Raw genomic sequence first — 15711 nt, 5'->3', positions numbered from 1 at the left:
GCTGTCCCCGTCAAATTAAAAACTGTCTCTCAACCACTGACTCATTCGATGCAGTTTTCCGCCTGTTCCGGTCATCCGAAGACCGGAAATTCCCTTCGCCGGGCGGCTCTCGAAGCTCGCCATCTGCGGGTAGATCAGAAGTCCGACCGGGGTCGAGAAAGCCGGCCCCTTGGCCGCCTCGGGCAGGCCTGCCACGCCGAGCGGGCGGCCAATGCGCACATTGCGGCCGAGAATGCGGCGTGCGGCTTCGGGCAGGCCGGCAAGCTGGCTGGCGCCGCCGGTCAGCACCACCCGCTTGCCGACGGCATTGCCGTAGCCGGACTTGTTCAGCCGGTCGCGCAGCAGTTCCAGCGTCTCGTCGATGCGGGCGCGGATGATGCGCGTCATCACCGAGCGCGGGATCTGCAACGGCACCTCGCCGTCTTCGCCGATCGGATGGATCGAGACCAGGTCGCGGTCGTCGGCGCTTCCTGGCAGCGCCGAGCCATGCATCACTTTCAGCCTTTCAGCGGCATCGAGCGAGGTCGACAGGCCCTTGGCCATATCCAGCGTGACGTGGTTGCCGCCAATCGCGATGGCGTCGCCGTGGACGAACTTGCCTTCCGAAAATACCGAGATCGTCGTCGTGCCGCCGCCCATGTCGATGCAGGCCGCGCCCATTTCGAGCTCGTCGTCGACCAGGGCGGCTAGCCCGCTGGCATAGGGTGTCGCCACCATGCGCTCGACCGAGAGATGCGAGCGGTTGATGCAGAGCTCCAGATTGCGCAGAGGCGCCGCGTCGCCTGTCAGCACGTGCATGTCGACGCCAAGCTGGTCGCCAACCATGCCGCGCGGATCGCGCACACCGCGCTCGGCATCCAGCGAAAAGGCCACGGGAAGCGAATGGATCACCTCGCGCTCAGCCCGCAGCGCCTGCTTGGCGCCGGCGGCAAGCACGCGTTTGATGTCGGCCTCGTCTGCTTCATGACCGCCGAGATTGATGGTGGCCGAAAAAGCCTCGCTCTTCAGCCGGCCGGCGGTCATGTTGACGATCAGCGAATCGACCGTCAGTCCCGCCATGCGTTCGGCGGCGTCGACGGCAAGACGGATGGCGTGCTCGGCACGGTCGAGATCGATGACGACGCCCGATTTCACGCCTTGCGATTTCTGGTGGCCGATGCCGATCACCTGGATGCGATGCGAGCGTCCGCGCAGCAGCTTGCCATCGTCGCGCGGCTTGAGCTTGGCCACCACGCAGCAGACCTTGCTGGAACCGACATCCAGCACCGTCAGGATGCCGGACCGGCGCGACGAGGCATCGCTGTTGCCGCCAAGCCAGCTCATATCTTCGTCTCCGGCTTGCGCTTCAGCATCTTGGGCTTTTCGTTAAGCGCAGCCTCGCGCTGCGTCGCCGCTTCCGGCGTCAACTGGACGACCAGACGGTCGGAAAGGCGCATGTCGACGGCTGCGATGTCGCGCGTCAAAAGCCCGTTCTCGTGGTCCATCCTGACCAGGTCGGCAATCGCCTGGTCCTCACCGTCTTCGGGAAGCTTGACGGTGATGCCATTCTCAAGCTTGAGATCCCAGCGCCGTTCGCCGATGCGGATATAGCCTTTGATCCGCGCGGCAAGCTCCGGATAATTCTTGATCCTGGCCAGGAAATCCGGCGCCTTGGCCGGTGCGCCGGTGCCGATGATCAGCGGCAGCAATATCTGCTTGCCGCCGGAGAACGGCGCGATCACGGTGCCGGATTTCTCGATGACCGAAAGCGCGCTCCCTTGCTGCCACAGCGCGAACGGCTCGCGCTCCTCGACGCGCACTTCCAGCGTATGCGGGTAGACTTTGCGCACTGCCGCGGCTTCGACCCAGGGCAGCGTGGTGATGCGTTCGCGCGCAGCTTCGGCATCGAAGCCGATCAGCGAGGTCCAGCCGTCGAGTTCCAGCCTGTCGAGAATATCGATCTCGGAGGTTTCGCGGTTGCCGACGACCTTGACCTGGTCGACGGCAAAACCGGTGCGGGCGGTGACACTCTGGACGATGGCGTCGGCATGCCCGCCGAGATAGGCGCCATAGGCGCTGCTCGAAATAAGCAGTGCCGCCGACAGGATGGCAGCGCAATAGGGCGGCGCTTCGAAATCGCCCTCGCCGAGGCGCGCCAGCACACGCACCGGCCGGCGGAGCAGGCGTGGCAGCACGAAATGGTCGAACGACAACGGCATGCCGAACAGCACCGGCCCGGCCGCGCCCTTCCCCTTGCCCTGTCCCCACTTCAACGCAGACACGAAGCGTCCTCCACCATCCAACTCAACAAATCGCCGAACGAGTGTCCCGCTTGCGCGGCGATTTCCGGCACCAAAGACGTCGGCGTCATACCCGGCTGGGTGTTGACCTCGAGCCAGACAATTTCACCGTTTTCGGAGTGACGATCGTCATAACGGAAGTCCGACCGGGAAACGCCCCGACAGCCGATAGCTTGGTGAGCCTTGAGCGTCAGTGTCTGTATTTTTTGGTAAATATTCGGTGAAAGTTTTGCCGGGCATTCGTGTTTTGATCCGCCCGCGACGTATTTTGAATCATAGTCGTAGAAGGAATGGCCGGTCGGGATGATCTCGCAGACACCGAGCGCCACATCGCCCATCACCGCGCACGTCAATTCTCGCCCGTGCACATAACGCTCGACCATCACCGTATCGCCATATCTCCACTCGGACGAGCCGATGATCTGCGGTGGATGCGACTGGCCTTCATGCACGATGACGACGCCGAAGCTCGATCCTTCGTTGACCGGCTTGACCACATAGGGCGGCTTCATCGGGTGCTTGTTCTGGATGGCGAAGCGATTGGCCACCTTCGATTCCGCTACCGGAATGCCGGCCGCCTTGGCGACCTTCTTGGCCTGTTCCTTGTTCATCGCGAGCGCCGAGGCAAGCACGCCGGAATGGGTGTACGGAATGGCCAGATACTCGAGGATGCCCTGGATGGTGCCGTCCTCGCCGAAGGGGCCGTGCAGCGCGTTGAAGACGACGTCGGGCTTGAGCTCGACGAGCACCGAGCTGATGTCGCGCGAGACGTCGACCCGGGTGACCTGGTAGCCCTCCCCCTCGAGTGTATCGGCGCAGGCTTTGCCCGACGACAGGGACACGGGCCGCTCGGACGAGAATCCCCCCAGAAGGACGGCCACGTGCTTGCTTGTCATTCCCCGTCATTTCCTCTCACAGCAGGCCTGCACCATCGTGCATGGCCCGAAAAGCATCGCGCGCACTCAAATACGCCGAGCAGCTTTGCTCCCGTGTTTCCGCAACATTGAGTCCGAGTCTCCCGGCAGGTTGCCCCCCAGACGGAAACGCGAGTAACGCGTCGAAACGACTCAAATCAGGAAACGCTTCAGGGCAGAGAATCAGAGAGTTGATTCGCTGGCAAGTGCTTACGATTCCGATGGATTCACTTTCCGCAAAAACGGCAGCAAAATGTGAATTCATGAGGTCCGGAGGCAACGGTCTTCGACTTGCGCTAAAGCAGCTGCCCGAGAAATTCCTGGACGGCATGGCCCGGCCGAAAATTGCCGATGCGCTTGATCTCCCACTGCAGCCGGATGCCCGATCTTTCGAGCACGCGCGCACGCACCGTCTCACCGAGATATTCAAGCTCGTAGCCTGTGGCGGTCCCGGTGTTGATCATGAAGTTGCAATGCATCGGCGACATCTGTGCCCCGCCGACCATCAGGCCGCGGCAGCCGGCCTTGTCGATTTCCTTCCAGGCCGAGGTGCCCTCGGGATTCTTGAAGGTCGAGCCACCGGTCTTTTCGCGGATCGGCTGCACGGTCTCGCGATGGTTCTGGACAGCATCCATCGCGGCCTTGATCGCCGCCTTGTCCTCCGGAACGCCTTCGAACAGCGCCGACGTGAAGATCAGCCCGGACGGCGCAGCTGAATGGCGATAGGCATAGCCCATGTCGGCGTTGCTCAGCACATGCACATTGCCCTTGCGGTCGAGCGCCCGCACCTCGACCACGCGCTCGCGCGTCTCGACACCGTTGGCGCCGGCGTTCATCCTCAGCGCTCCGCCGATGGCGCCGGGAATGCCGTGGTAGAAATGAAAGCCGCCGATGCCGGCCTCGTAGGCAACGGCCGCAACGCGCTTGTCGGGTGTCGCGGCCCCCGCCTTGATCGTGGTCGGCGCTATCACTTCGGTCTCGCCAAAGCCTTTGGCCGAAAGCCGGATGACGAAGCCCGCAATGCCGCCGTCACGGACAAGCAGGTTTGAGCCGACGCCGACGATGGTCAGCGGTATTTCCTCGGGCACCGCCTTCAGGAACGCGGCAAGATCGTCCTCGTCGGCCGGCTGGAACAATGCCTCCGCGAGCCCGCCGGCTCGAAACCAGGTGATCTTGTCCATCTCGGCATTGGGCGTGATGCGGCCGCGCAATCCGGCAAGCCGGTCGCCAAGCTTGTCGATCAACGCCTGGCCGCGCATCATGAGATAGTCCCGCCGAGTTCTTTGGGCAGCGCATAGGCCCATTGGGTGATGTTGCCAGCGCCGAGGAAGACGACGAAATCGCCCGGCTTCGCCACCTCGCGCACGATCGGCGCAATCGCCGCCGGACCTTCGATGTAGCGTGCGTCGCGATGGCCGCCGGAGCGGATGCGCGACACCAGTGCGTCGGACGTAACGCCGTCGATCGGTTCCTCGCCGGCCGCATAGACGGGCGCCACCATTACCGTATCGGCGTCGTTGAAGCAGACGGAAAACTCGTCGAACAGATCGCGCAGCCGAGTGAAGCGATGCGGTTGGGTAACGGCGATGATGCGGCCCTTGGTGGCGCTGCGCGCCGCCTTCAGTACCGCCGTGATCTCGACCGGATGATGACCGTAATCGTCGAACACATCGACACCGTTCCACGAACCGGTATGGGTGAAACGCCGCTTGACGCCGGCGAAGGACGACAGGCCCTTCTTGATCGCCTCGGCCGAAAGGCCGAGCTCATGCGCGACGGCAATCGCCGCCGTCGCATTGGAAACGTTGTGGCGTCCGGGCATCGGCAGCCGCAGACCGGCAATCGTTATCTGGCCGTGCGTCTTGCGGTCGCGGATCACCACGTCGAATTCCGAGGTTGGGCCGTCCATGCGGTGATTGGTGAAGCGCACGTCGGCCTGCGCATTTTCGCCATAGGTGATGACGCGCCGGTCCTCGATGCGGCCGACCAGCGCCTGCACCTCGGGATGGTCGGTGCACATCACGCCAAAGCCGTAGAACGGCACGTTCTCGACGAACTGGCGAAACGCCTCGCGCACTTTGTCGAAGGAGCCGTAATGGTCGAGATGTTCGGGGTCGATATTGGTGACGACGGCAATCTCGGCCGGCAGCTTGAGGAAGGTGCCGTCGCTCTCGTCGGCCTCGACCACCATCCATTCGCCGTCGCCCATGCGGGCGTTGGTGCCATAGGCATTGATGATGCCGCCATTGATCACCGTCGGGTCGAGCCCGCCGGCATCGAGTAGCGTCGCCACCATCGAAGTCGTCGTTGTCTTGCCGTGCGTGCCGCCGATCGCGACCGCCTGCCGGAAGCGCATCAGCTCGGCTAGCATTTCGGCGCGCCGCACGATCGGCAGCAACTTCTCTCTCGCCGCCTTCAGCTCCGGGTTGGATTTCTTGATTGCGGTGGAGACGACGACCACTTCGGCCTCGCCGAGGTTCTCGGCCTGGTGGCCGACGAAGCATTCGATGCCCTTGTCGCGCAGCCGCTGCACATTGGCGCTGTCGGCCTGATCGGATCCCTGCACCTTGTAGCCGAGATTGTGCAGCACCTCGGCGATGCCGCTCATGCCGATGCCGCCAATGCCGATGAAATGCACGAGGCCGATCGTCTGTGGCATCTTCATCAATGCGTCTCCTTCCTGAATTCCGAAACGGATTTCCTGGACGCAATAGCCTCTGTCAGATCGGCGAGCAACCGCGCGGCATCCGGTTTACCGGACGATTTCGCCGCCGCAGCCATTGTCGCCGCCCTGCCTGGATCATCCATTAGCCCGCCGACAAGCGCAGCGATCCGCTCCGCCGAAAGCGTGGATTGCGGATGCACCTCGGCGCCACCCGCTGCGGCAAGGGCGGCCGCATTCGCCGCCTGGTCGTGGTCGAGCGCGTGCGGATAAGGGACCAGCAGCGCCGGCCTGCCGATCACCGCGATTTCCGATACGGTCGACGCGCCGGAGCGCGACATCACCAGATGCGCCGCCGCGAGCCGCGCCGCCATGTCGGTGAAGAAGGGCGACACCTCGGCCTCGATGCCAAGCGCGGCATAGGCGGCTTCCACCCGCGCCACATCGTCGGCGCGGGCCTGCTGCGTGATCGCCAGTCGCCTACGCTGTGCATCGGAAAACCGGGCGATCGCCGCCGGCACCGCATCGGAAAAGAACTGCGCGCCCTGGCTGCCGCCAAACACCAGAAACCGGAACGGCTCTTCGCCGGCCGATGCAGCATAGGGTGTATTCGCTGCTTCCAACACTTGCGGCCTGACCGGATTGCCGGTGGTCACCGTCTTGGCGCCAGTGGCACTGATGTCTTCCGGCAGGAACCCGCCGGCAACGGCGTCGACGCGGCCGGCGAGCGCCCGATTGGCGCGGCCCATCACCGCATTCTGCTCGTGGATCAGCGTCGGCACCTTGCGCCGGGTCGCCGCGTAAAGCGGCGGCAGTGTCGGATAGCCGCCGAAGCCGACCACTATGGCGGGCTTGATGCTGGCGATGACGGCCGACGCCTGCCGCACCCCGCGCCAGATTTTCCAAAACGCGGCGAGCATGGCAAAAGGATTCTTCGAGCCCATCGTCGCCGACTGGATCGGATGGATGGCGGTCGCCGGGAACTGCCCGGCAAAGCGCTCGGCGCGGTCGTCGGTGGCCAGATGTACCGCCCAGCCGCGCGCCTTGAGCTCATGTGCCAGCGCCTCGGCCGGGAACAGATGTCCGCCCGTTCCGCCAGCAGCTAGAAGGATGACCCCCTTCGCCATCTCACTCCGCCGGCATCGCACGCGGCGACGGCATGAAGCCCAGCTGCTTGCGCTTTTCCGGGCGCTTGCGCGTCAGCGCCAGCACCATGCCCATCGAGATGGCGATCGCGATCTGGGAGGAACCGCCATAGGAGATGAACGGCAGCGTCATGCCCTTGGCCGGCATCAGTTGCAGATTGACGGCCATGTTGATGACCGACTGCAGGCCGAAGACGGTGACCAGGCCGCCAACCGCGTAGCGTGTGAAATCGTCCTGCTCCTTGAGTGCCGTGTTGAGGCCGCGCAGCACGATGAAGCCGAAGATGGACATGATGAAGAAACACATGATCAGCCCGAATTCCTCGCCAGCGACCGAGAAGACGAAATCGGCATGGCTGTCGGGGATGACCCGCTTGACGGTGCCCTCGCCCGGCCCGACGCCGAACCAGCCGCCATTGATCAGCGCCTCGCGGCCCATGTCGACCTGGAACGTGTCGCCCTCGCCGGTCATGAAGCGGTCGATGCGGCCGGCAACGTGCGGGAACACCGCATAGGCGGCGAACACGCCGCCGACGCCGGCAGCACCCAGCGCGACGATCCACAGCCACGGCAGCCCGGCCATGAAGAACATCACCCCCCAGGTGCCGAGCACCAGCATGGTCTGCCCCAGGTCAGGCTGCGCCACTAGCAGCGAGATGACCAGCGCAAGCAGCAACATGGCGAACAGATTGCCCGGAATGTCGGGCTGGCGCTTGTGCTCGGCGAACAGCCAGGCGCAGATGATGACGAAGCCCGGTTTCAGGAACTCGGACGGCTGTATCGACAGGCCGGCAAGCGATACCCAGCGCCGCGCGCCTTTCACCTCGACGCCGATATAGAGCACCGCCACCATCAAAAACAGCGTGATGCACAGCATGACCAGCGCCATGCGCCGGATCTGCCTGGATTCAAGGAACGAGACGGCAAGCATCACTCCAAGTGCCGGAATGGTGAAGATGATCTGGCGTGTGGCGAAGTGGAAACTGTCTAGTCCGATGCGTTCGGCCACCGCCGGGCTTGCGGCGAAGGACAAAACGATGCCGAGGCCCATCAGCGACAGGAACGCCGCCAGGAACCAGCGATCGATCGTCCACCACCAGGTCGCCACGGGGCTTTTGTCGAGACGGCTTTGCATTATCGTGTCCCTCCGATGGGCTTCACGCCATCAATGGCGGTTGCGGCTTGCCTGAACGCCTCACCGCGGACTTCGAAATTCTTGAACTGGTCGAAACTGGCGCAGGCCGGCGACAGCAGCACCACCGCCTCGCCGCTACTATCCTTGGCCGCATCGCGGGCGGCGTGTTCGACCGCCGCAGCCAACGTGCCTGATATCTCGTAGGGCACCGCTTCGCCCAGCGTCGCCGAAAAGGCCGGTGCGGCTTCGCCGATCAGATAGGCCTTGGCGATACGCGGGAAGAAGCCGCGCAACGGCTCGATGCCACCCTCTTTCGGCAGACCTCCGGCAATCCAGTAGATACGCGCAAAGCTCGACAGCGCCGGTGCCGCGGCATCGGCATTGGTCGCCTTGGAATCGTTGACGAACAGCACATGCCCTTTGCGGCCGACCTGCTCCATGCGGTGCGCCAGCCCCGGGAAACTCTCCAGTCCGGATTGGATCTCGCCGAGCTCGAGCCCGACCTTGAGGCAGGCGGCGGCGGCGGCCAGCGCATTCTGCGCGTTGTGCTGGCCGCGCAACGAGCCGATGCCTTCGAGAAAGGCGACCCGGCTGTAGCGGCCGTGCACGGCTTCCATCAGGTTGGTGCCTTCGGCGAAATAGCCGTCGGTCAGCGGCAGGCGCTTGGAGATGCGAATGATCTGCCGGCCCGCTCGCTCCAGCCGGTCGGCGATCTGGGCGCACCAGGAATCGTCGACACCGATGATTGCCGTCTCGCTGCCGGCCACCAGCCGCTCCTTGATCGAGGCGTAGTGTTGCATCGTGCCATGGCGATCGAGATGGTCCGGCGTCAGGTTGAGCAGGATGCCGGCCGTCGGATTGATCGAAGGGGCAAGATCGATCTGATAGGACGAGCACTCAACCACATAGTGCCGCTCGGGCTGCGGCGGATCGAGCGTCATCACCGCGCGGCCGATATTGCCGCCCATCTGCGTGTCGCGCCCGGCCGATTTGAGGATGTGCGCCGTCAATGCCGTGGTCGTCGACTTGCCGTTGGTGCCGGTGATGGCGATGAAGGCTGCTGCCGGCGCCCGCGCCGTCCGCTCGCGGCAGAAAAGCTCGATATCGCCGATGATCTCCACGCCTGAGCCCCGCGCGAGCTCGACGGTCCAGTGTGGCTTGGGATGCGTCAGCGGCACGCCGGGCGACAGCACGAAGGCGGAAAACCTCGCCCAGTCCGCGCCGCGCAGGTCTGCGGTGGCGATGCCGACCGCGCCGGCCTTGGCAACGCTGTCGGGATTGTCGTCCCAGGCGAGGACGTCCGCGCCGCCCTCGATCAGCGCGCGCGCCGTGGCAATCCCCGAGCCGCCGAGCCCGAAGAGCGAAACGCGCTTGCCTGAAAAGGATGCGGCGGGGATCAAGCGGCCTCCTATCTGAGCTTCAGGGTCGACAGCCCGACCAGCGCCAGAATGACGGCGATAATCCAGAAGCGGATCACCACCTGGCTTTCGGTCCAGCCGAGCTTTTCGAAATGATGGTGGATCGGCGCCATCAGAAAGACGCGCTTGCCGGTCATCTTGAAATAGCCGACCTGGATGATGACCGAGAATATCTCGACGACGAACAGGCCGCCGACGATGACCAGCACGATCTCGTGCTTGGTCGCCACCGCGACCGTGCCGATCAGCCCACCCAGCGCCAGCGAGCCGGTATCGCCCATGAAGATTGCCGCTGGCGGCGCATTGAACCACAGGAAACCGAGACCGGCACCGATCACCGCTCCGAGGACCACGGCAAGCTCACCGGTGCCGGGAACGAAATGGATCTGCAGATATTCAGCGAACACCGCATTGCCGGAGAGATAGGCGATGACGCCGAAGGACGCCGCCGCGATCATGATCGGCACGATCGCCAGCCCGTCGAGGCCGTCGGTCAGGTTCACCGCATTGCCGGCGCCGACGATGACGAAGCACGAGAACGGGATGAAAAACCAGCCGAGATTGACGAGAAACTCCTTGGCGAAAGGGAATGTCAACGATGACGAGAACGGCACCTGGCCGTTATGCATGATCACCCAGGCGGCGATGCCGGCAATGACGAATTCGAGCCCGAGCCGCGCCTTGCCGGAAAAGCCGAGATGCGATTGCTTCGTCACCTTGAGATAATCGTCGTAGAAGCCGATCGAGCCGAACCCCAGCGTCACCAGCAGCACCACCCAGACGTAGATGCTCGACAGGTTCGCCCACAGCAGCGACGAACCGACGATGCCGGACAGGATCATCAGTCCGCCCATTGTCGGCGTTCCCGCCTTCTTGAAATGCGTCTGCGGCCCGTCGGCGCGGATCGGCTGGCCCTTGCCTTGCCGCAGCCTCAGCGAATTGATGATGGTCGGTCCGAAGATGAACACGATCAGCGCCGCTGTGATCAGCGCTCCGCCGGTGCGGAAAGTTATGTAGCGGAAGACGTTGAAGACCGAGATCTTGTCCGCAAATTCGACGAGCAGTGTTAGCATGCGCTTGCGTCCCCCGGACCGATCCTAGGTCTGTCTGCTGGTTGTGGCTTCCGCCGGAAACTTGCCGAGCAACGCCTCGACCAGCTTTGAAAAGCCTATGCCCTTCGACGATTTGATCATGACCACGTCGCCGGGCTTCAATTCCGACAGAAGCACCGGTTTCAGATCTTCCGCGCCGGCGCGGTATTCCGTCTTGATCTCGCCCGGCAGCACGTCGGCCAGCGCCCGCATTTCCGGGCCGCCGAGGAAAACCGTGCGCGTATCGGTGCCGACGATCAGGTCGGCAAGCGCGGCATGCAATTTCGCCGAATGGCTGCCGAGCTCGAGCATGTCGCCAAGCACGGCAATGCGCCTGCCCTCGCCCGACACCGGTGTGGTGTTGAGCAGTGCCATTGCAGCGGTCATCGACGCCGGATTGGCGTTGTAGCTCTCGTCGATCAGTGTGATCGGCCCCTTGGGATGGCGCAACACATAGCGTTTGCCGCGTCCGCGTTCGGGCGAAAGATCGGCCAGCGCCTGCGCAACCCTGGTGACGTCGGCGCCGACCAGATGCGCGGCACCCAGCACGGCCAGCACATTCTGCACCATATGGCGGCCCGGCGCGCCGATCCTGGCGACAATCTCGTGTCCGCCAATCTTGGCGGCTATCACGGAGTGATCGGCATTGATCTCGCATTTGATCAGTTTGAAGGTCGCCCGTGCATTCTCGCCGAACCCGTAGACATGCTCGACGCCCGCTTCTTTCGCCATCTTCTCCAGCAGCTTCCAGCGCTGGTCGTCGCGGTTGAGAAGGGCGGCGCCACCGGGCTCCAGTCCCTCGAAAACCTCTGCCTTGGCCTTGGCGATCTCGTCCAGGTTGCGGAAGAAGCCGAGATGAGCGGCCGCGATCAGCGTAATGATGGCGACATGCGGCCGGACCATTTTGACGAGGGGCCGGATCTCGTCCGGATGGTTCATGCCGATCTCGAAGACGGCATAGTCGCAATCCTGCGGCATGCGCGCCAGTGTCAGCGGCACGCCCCAGTGATTGTTGAACGACTGAGCCGATGCATGCACCGTACCGACCGCGGACAGAGCGTGGCGCAGTGCTTCCTTGGTGGTGGTTTTGCCCGCCGAACCGGTCACGGCAATCACCCTCGCCTTCGAGCGTGCGCGCGCCGCAACGCCGAGCTTTTCCAGCGCGACGAGCACGTCCTCCACGACGATCATCGGTGCCGTCAGCCGCCCCAGCGACGGCAGCTTGCCCTCGGCGACGACAAGCACGCCGGCGCCCGCCTTGATGGCGGCGGTGACGAAATCATGGCCGTCCATCACCTCGCCCTTGATGGCGAAGAAGGCGTCTCCCGGCTGCAGGCTGCGGCTGTCGATGGAAATGCCGGCGATGCCTTCAGGCATCGGACCGAGCGGCCGGCCATCCATGGCGGCAACCAGCGCCTCGGAGGTCCACAGATAGCTCACGCCGCTTGCTCCCTGAGCGCCGAGCGAACTTCCTCATGATCGGAAAAATGCAGCGTCTCGGTGCCGATGGTCTGGCCTTCCTCATGGCCCTTGCCGGCCACGATCAGCGTGTCGCCAGCGTGAAGCATCCCGACTGCCTCGTGGATGGCCTTGCGCCGGTCGCCGATCTCGATGGCGCCAGGTGCGGCCTCCAGGATCGCGGCGCGGATCGTCTCGGGAACTTCCGAGCGGGGATTGTCGTCGGTGACGATGACGACATCGGCCAGCCTTGTGGCGATCTCGCCCATGATCGGCCGCTTGCCCCGGTCACGGTCGCCGCCGCAACCGAATACGACGATGACGCGGCCGGTGGTAAAGGGACGCACCGAAGCCAGCACGTTTTCCAGCGCGTCCGGCTTGTGCGCGTAGTCGACATAGACCGGTGCGCCATTGGCGGCCGTCCCAACGAGGTCGAGCCGCCCCGGCGCACCCTTCAATTTCTCTAGCGCCATCAACGCCTTGGCAACAGATGTTCCAGTCGAAATGGCGAGGCCCGCCGACACCAGCGCATTGGCGATCTGGAAGTCGCCCGCCAACGGCAGGTCGACTTCATGGAGAACGCCGTCAACTTCGACCTCGGCGCGTTGGCGGTGGCGCTCGTGCTCGACCCGCTTCAGCCGCAGGAAATCGCCGTGGCGGCCGACCGTCAGCACGTTCAGTCCCGCTGCCCGCGCCGCCTTGATTGTCGGCTCCGACCACGGGTCGTCGGCAAAGATGACGGCCGGCGCGCCCTTCGGCAGCAGCGCATCGAACAGACGCAATTTGGCGCGATGATAGTCCTCGACCGTCGGATGATAGTCCATATGGTCGCGGCCGAGATTGGTGAAGCCGCCGGCCGCAAGCCTGACGCCATCGAGCCGGCGCTGGTCGAGGCCATGGCTGGACGCTTCCATCGAGGCGTGGGTGACGCCGGCCTCCGCCAACTCCTTGAGCAGCCTGTGCAGTGCCACCGGATCCGGCGTGGTCAGCGAGCCATATTCATTGCGGCCCGGCGCCACCACGCCGGTCGTGCCGATCGAAGCGGCGACCAAACCCGCCTGCTCCCATATCTGTCGGGTGAATGCGGCGACGGAGGTCTTGCCGCTGGTGCCGGTCACCGCGACCATGGTTTGCGGTTGCTTGCCGAAAATACGGGCAGCACTCAGCGCCAGCGCAAGGCGCGGATCGTCTACGACAAGAACCGGAACTGGCAGCCCGGCGACCGCACTGCCCTTGCCGACAACAATCGCGGCAGCGCCGCGGCTCGCGGCATCGGCGGCATAGGCTGCGCCATCCGCCTTGGAGCCGGTGAGCGCGAAAAAGACAACACCCGGTGTTACCTGGCGGGAGTCCGACGAAATCCCTGTAACCTCCATGTCGAAGGAAGCTGTCCCCTCGACAGGCAGGATACCGGCTAGATTTTTCAGCTTCATCGAACCCCGTTCATCGCAACAAAATAGCGCGCAGTTGCCGGCGCGCCCCAAGAATCACTGATAGGAAACCAGCGTTGCACCATTTTCATGGCTGAAATCTGGCTTCACGCCAAGCATGGAAGCCGCACGTCGGATGATGTTTGCAGCCATGATGCCCGCATTCGAGGCAGCCGTGGCACCCATGCCGGGCTTTTCCGGCTTCGGTTCGTCGGCGATCGTAAGCACTATGTATTGCGGATCGTCCATTGGGAAAGCCGCAACGAAAGCGTTGAAATTCTTTTCCTTCGAGTAGCGGCCGTTGACGACCTTCTCCGCCGTTCCCGTCTTGCCGCCCACCCGGTATCCTGGCACCCGGGCATTGCGGCCGGATCCCTTTTCGGCATTGAGGGCATAGAGATAGCGCATGCCCTCGACGGTCTTGTCGCTGACCACTTTCTTGGCCACCGCCATCGCCTGCTCCTGGGTGCGCGGCAGGAAGGTCGGGTCCATCAGATAGCCGCCATTCATCAGCGCGGCGCAGCCGACCGCCGTCTGCAGCGGGGTCGTCGACACGCCGTGGCCGAAGGCGATGGTAATCGAATTGACCTGCTTCCAGACCTTGGGCTCGGTCGGCCGGGCGACTTCCGGCAGTTCGGTCTGCATCTTCTCGAGGATTCCCAGGCGATGCAGGAATTCGCGGTGTCCGTCAATGCCAACCGCTTCGGCTTCCTTGGCAGAGCCGATATTGGATGAGTAGATGAACACTTCCGGCACCGACAGCACCCGGCCCTTGCCATGGAAATCATGGATGGTCTGATGGCCGATCCTGATCGGGCGCGATGCGTCGAAGCGGCTTTGCAGCGTTATCTTGCCGGAATCGAGCGCCATGGCGGTGGTGAAGCTCTTGAAGGTCGACCCCATTTCGTACAGGCCGGCGGACATACGGTTGAGCCGGTCCTTGTCCTGCGCGTTATAGGGGTTGTTCGGATCGAAATCTGGAACCGACGCCATCGCCAGCACCTCACCGGTCTTGACGTTGAGCACGACGGCACCCGCCGCGATCGCATGGTACTTTTCCATGCCGGTGGCGACCTCGTCACGTACGATATGCTGGACGCGCAGATCGATCGAGAGCTGGACCGGCTTCAAATCCTTGGCCACCGCCAGGCCCGACGCCTGAAGATCGCTCAAGCCCTGTTCGTCGATGTATTTCTCCATGCCGGAGATGCCCTGATTGTCGATGTTGGTGAGGCCGACAATGTAGGACGAGGTTTCGCCGGCCGGATAGAACCGGCGCTTTTCGGTGCGGAAGCCGAAGCCGGGGATGCCGAGCTGCATGATATCGGCCTGCTGCTTCGGCGTCAGTTGCCGCTGCAGCCAGACGAAGCCGGCGCCGCTCTTCAGCTTGTTGTATGTCTGCTCGTAGTCGATCTCGGGAAGCACCGTCGACAGCTTTTCGATCGCCTCGTCGGCATCGACGATGCGGCGCGGTTCGGCAAACAGCGACGCCGTCTTGATGTCGGTCGCCAGCACTTCGCCGTTACGGTCGACGATGTCGGGCCGCGATGCCGTCACCCGGCTCTGCGGCCCGCCCGACAGGTCGGGGTTCTGGAAACCCAGATAGACCAGCCGCCCGGCAATGGTCGAATAGATACCGAAGAACACCGCCATCGTCATGACAATGCGGGTCCTGCCCTTGCCACCGGTTGCCTTGCGGGCACCTTCGACCACGATCGATCCGCCCGCGCCGGGCTTCGAACCGCGCTTCAGCAGCCTGCCAACCTGTGGAAATCTGGCGGCCATTGGAAATCCGGTGATCATTGGACGATGCCTCCGGTCACCACCGGATCCTTGCCGCCAATATCAGCCATGCCGCCCAGCCGCTGCGATGAAAGGTCCTCGATGTTGACGGGTTTGGCCGGCAGATCGTCCAGCCCGACGATCTGGCGCGCATTGACCGGCTCGAGTCCGAGTTGCGATTTGTAGATTTCGGTGAGCTTCTGCAGGCGCGACGGCTGGGTAAGCAGGCTCCAGTCCGCCTTGAGCAGGTCGATCGTGTCCTCTTCATAACGGATCTGCGCCTGGATCTTGTGCACTGCCGCCAGTTGCTCCTCGGCCTCGCGCTTGGTCTTGTAGGTCAAGGCAGCCGCCGAAACCATGACGGCGATCAGGACTATGTCGCTGGTACGAAACACGT

General features: G+C 63.7%; 13 protein-coding genes. All 13 read right to left on the bottom strand.

Annotation, left to right across the window (positions count from 1 at the left end; genetic code table 11):
* Nucleotides 1-15: 15 nt before the first annotated feature.
* The 13 genes from ftsA to ftsL all read right to left on the bottom strand — a co-directional run bounded on the left by ftsA (nt 16) and on the right by ftsL (nt 15709).
* The gene (gene ftsA / locus NKH05_RS19385; RefSeq protein WP_023721196.1) at nt 16-1323 is read right to left on the bottom strand and encodes a cell division protein FtsA; all 1308 of its coding nucleotides are present in this window, start codon (nt 1321-1323) and stop codon (nt 16-18) included.
* Nucleotides 1320-2261: a cell division protein FtsQ/DivIB gene (locus tag NKH05_RS19380; RefSeq protein ID WP_023721197.1), complete on the bottom strand. Its 942-nt coding sequence runs from the start codon at nt 2259-2261 to the stop codon at nt 1320-1322. Before NKH05_RS19380 ends, ftsA begins: the two co-directional genes overlap by 4 nt.
* Nucleotides 2249-3175, bottom strand: a complete 927-nt coding sequence (locus tag NKH05_RS19375) for a D-alanine--D-alanine ligase (protein WP_023721198.1) — start codon at nt 3173-3175, stop codon at nt 2249-2251. Before NKH05_RS19375 ends, NKH05_RS19380 begins: the two co-directional genes overlap by 13 nt.
* Nucleotides 3176-3489: 314 nt before the next feature.
* On the bottom strand, nt 3490-4455 hold the full coding sequence (gene murB, locus NKH05_RS19370) for a UDP-N-acetylmuramate dehydrogenase (protein WP_031194586.1): 966 nt from the start codon (nt 4453-4455) through the stop codon (nt 3490-3492).
* Nucleotides 4452-5858, bottom strand: coding sequence for a UDP-N-acetylmuramate--L-alanine ligase (murC, locus tag NKH05_RS19365; protein WP_023721200.1), 1407 nt, complete (start codon nt 5856-5858; stop codon nt 4452-4454). The genes murB and murC overlap by 4 nt, the downstream gene beginning before the upstream one ends.
* Nucleotides 5858-6982: an undecaprenyldiphospho-muramoylpentapeptide beta-N-acetylglucosaminyltransferase gene (murG, locus tag NKH05_RS19360; RefSeq protein ID WP_023721201.1), complete on the bottom strand. Its 1125-nt coding sequence runs from the start codon at nt 6980-6982 to the stop codon at nt 5858-5860. The genes murC and murG overlap by 1 nt, the downstream gene beginning before the upstream one ends.
* 1 nt (nt 6983) lies before the next feature.
* Entirely contained in the window at nt 6984-8135 is a 1152-nt protein-coding gene (gene ftsW / locus NKH05_RS19355) for a putative lipid II flippase FtsW (RefSeq protein WP_023721202.1), read from the bottom strand.
* Nucleotides 8135-9535 (bottom strand): UDP-N-acetylmuramoyl-L-alanine--D-glutamate ligase, encoded by a 1401-nt coding sequence (murD, locus tag NKH05_RS19350; protein ID WP_023721203.1) that lies wholly within the window; start codon nt 9533-9535, stop codon nt 8135-8137. The genes ftsW and murD overlap by 1 nt, the downstream gene beginning before the upstream one ends.
* Before the next feature lie 8 nt (nt 9536-9543).
* Nucleotides 9544-10626 carry a phospho-N-acetylmuramoyl-pentapeptide-transferase gene (mraY, locus tag NKH05_RS19345; protein WP_023721204.1) on the bottom strand — a complete coding sequence of 361 codons (1083 nt, stop codon included), beginning with the start codon at nt 10624-10626 and terminating at the stop codon, nt 9544-9546.
* 24 nt (nt 10627-10650) lie between these two features.
* Nucleotides 10651-12084 carry a UDP-N-acetylmuramoylalanyl-D-glutamyl-2,6-diaminopimelate--D-alanyl-D-alanine ligase gene (locus NKH05_RS19340; RefSeq protein WP_352855188.1) on the bottom strand — a complete coding sequence of 478 codons (1434 nt, stop codon included), beginning with the start codon at nt 12082-12084 and terminating at the stop codon, nt 10651-10653.
* Nucleotides 12081-13535: a UDP-N-acetylmuramoyl-L-alanyl-D-glutamate--2,6-diaminopimelate ligase gene (locus NKH05_RS19335; protein WP_023721206.1), complete on the bottom strand. Its 1455-nt coding sequence runs from the start codon at nt 13533-13535 to the stop codon at nt 12081-12083. The genes NKH05_RS19340 and NKH05_RS19335 overlap by 4 nt, the downstream gene beginning before the upstream one ends.
* Nucleotides 13536-13589: 54 nt before the next feature.
* Nucleotides 13590-15317, bottom strand: coding sequence for a peptidoglycan D,D-transpeptidase FtsI family protein (locus tag NKH05_RS19330; protein WP_352481539.1), 1728 nt, complete (start codon nt 15315-15317; stop codon nt 13590-13592).
* Between the two features lie 14 nt (nt 15318-15331).
* Nucleotides 15332-15709 carry a cell division protein FtsL gene (gene ftsL / locus NKH05_RS19325; RefSeq protein WP_023676771.1) on the bottom strand — a complete coding sequence of 126 codons (378 nt, stop codon included), beginning with the start codon at nt 15707-15709 and terminating at the stop codon, nt 15332-15334.
* Nucleotides 15710-15711: the final 2 nt, after the last annotated feature.

Source organism: Mesorhizobium sp. M1399, from assembly GCF_040317735.1.
Classification (GTDB): Bacteria; Pseudomonadota; Alphaproteobacteria; order Rhizobiales; family Rhizobiaceae; genus Mesorhizobium.
Note: the sequence above shows the minus strand (reverse complement) of the source record. Positions and strands in the feature narration are given on the sequence as shown.

Excerpts from the sequence above, each read along its gene's own strand:
- ftsA (WP_023721196.1), bottom strand. The coding sequence starts at position 1,323 with ATGAGCTGGCTTGGCGGCAACAGCGATGCCTCGTCGCGCCGGTCCGGC.
- NKH05_RS19330 (WP_352481539.1), bottom strand. The coding sequence starts at position 15,317 with ATGGCCGCCAGATTTCCACAGGTTGGCAGGCTGCTGAAGCGCGGTTCG.
- ftsW (WP_023721202.1), bottom strand. The coding sequence starts at position 8,135 with ATGCAAAGCCGTCTCGACAAAAGCCCCGTGGCGACCTGGTGGTGGACG.
- mraY (WP_023721204.1), bottom strand. The coding sequence starts at position 10,626 with ATGCTAACACTGCTCGTCGAATTTGCGGACAAGATCTCGGTCTTCAAC.
- murC (WP_023721200.1), bottom strand. The coding sequence starts at position 5,858 with ATGAAGATGCCACAGACGATCGGCCTCGTGCATTTCATCGGCATTGGC.
- murB (WP_031194586.1), bottom strand. The coding sequence starts at position 4,455 with ATGATGCGCGGCCAGGCGTTGATCGACAAGCTTGGCGACCGGCTTGCC.
- murG (WP_023721201.1), bottom strand. The coding sequence starts at position 6,982 with ATGGCGAAGGGGGTCATCCTTCTAGCTGCTGGCGGAACGGGCGGACAT.
- NKH05_RS19335 (WP_023721206.1), bottom strand. The coding sequence starts at position 13,535 with ATGAAGCTGAAAAATCTAGCCGGTATCCTGCCTGTCGAGGGGACAGCT.
- NKH05_RS19375 (WP_023721198.1), bottom strand. The coding sequence starts at position 3,175 with ATGACAAGCAAGCACGTGGCCGTCCTTCTGGGGGGATTCTCGTCCGAG.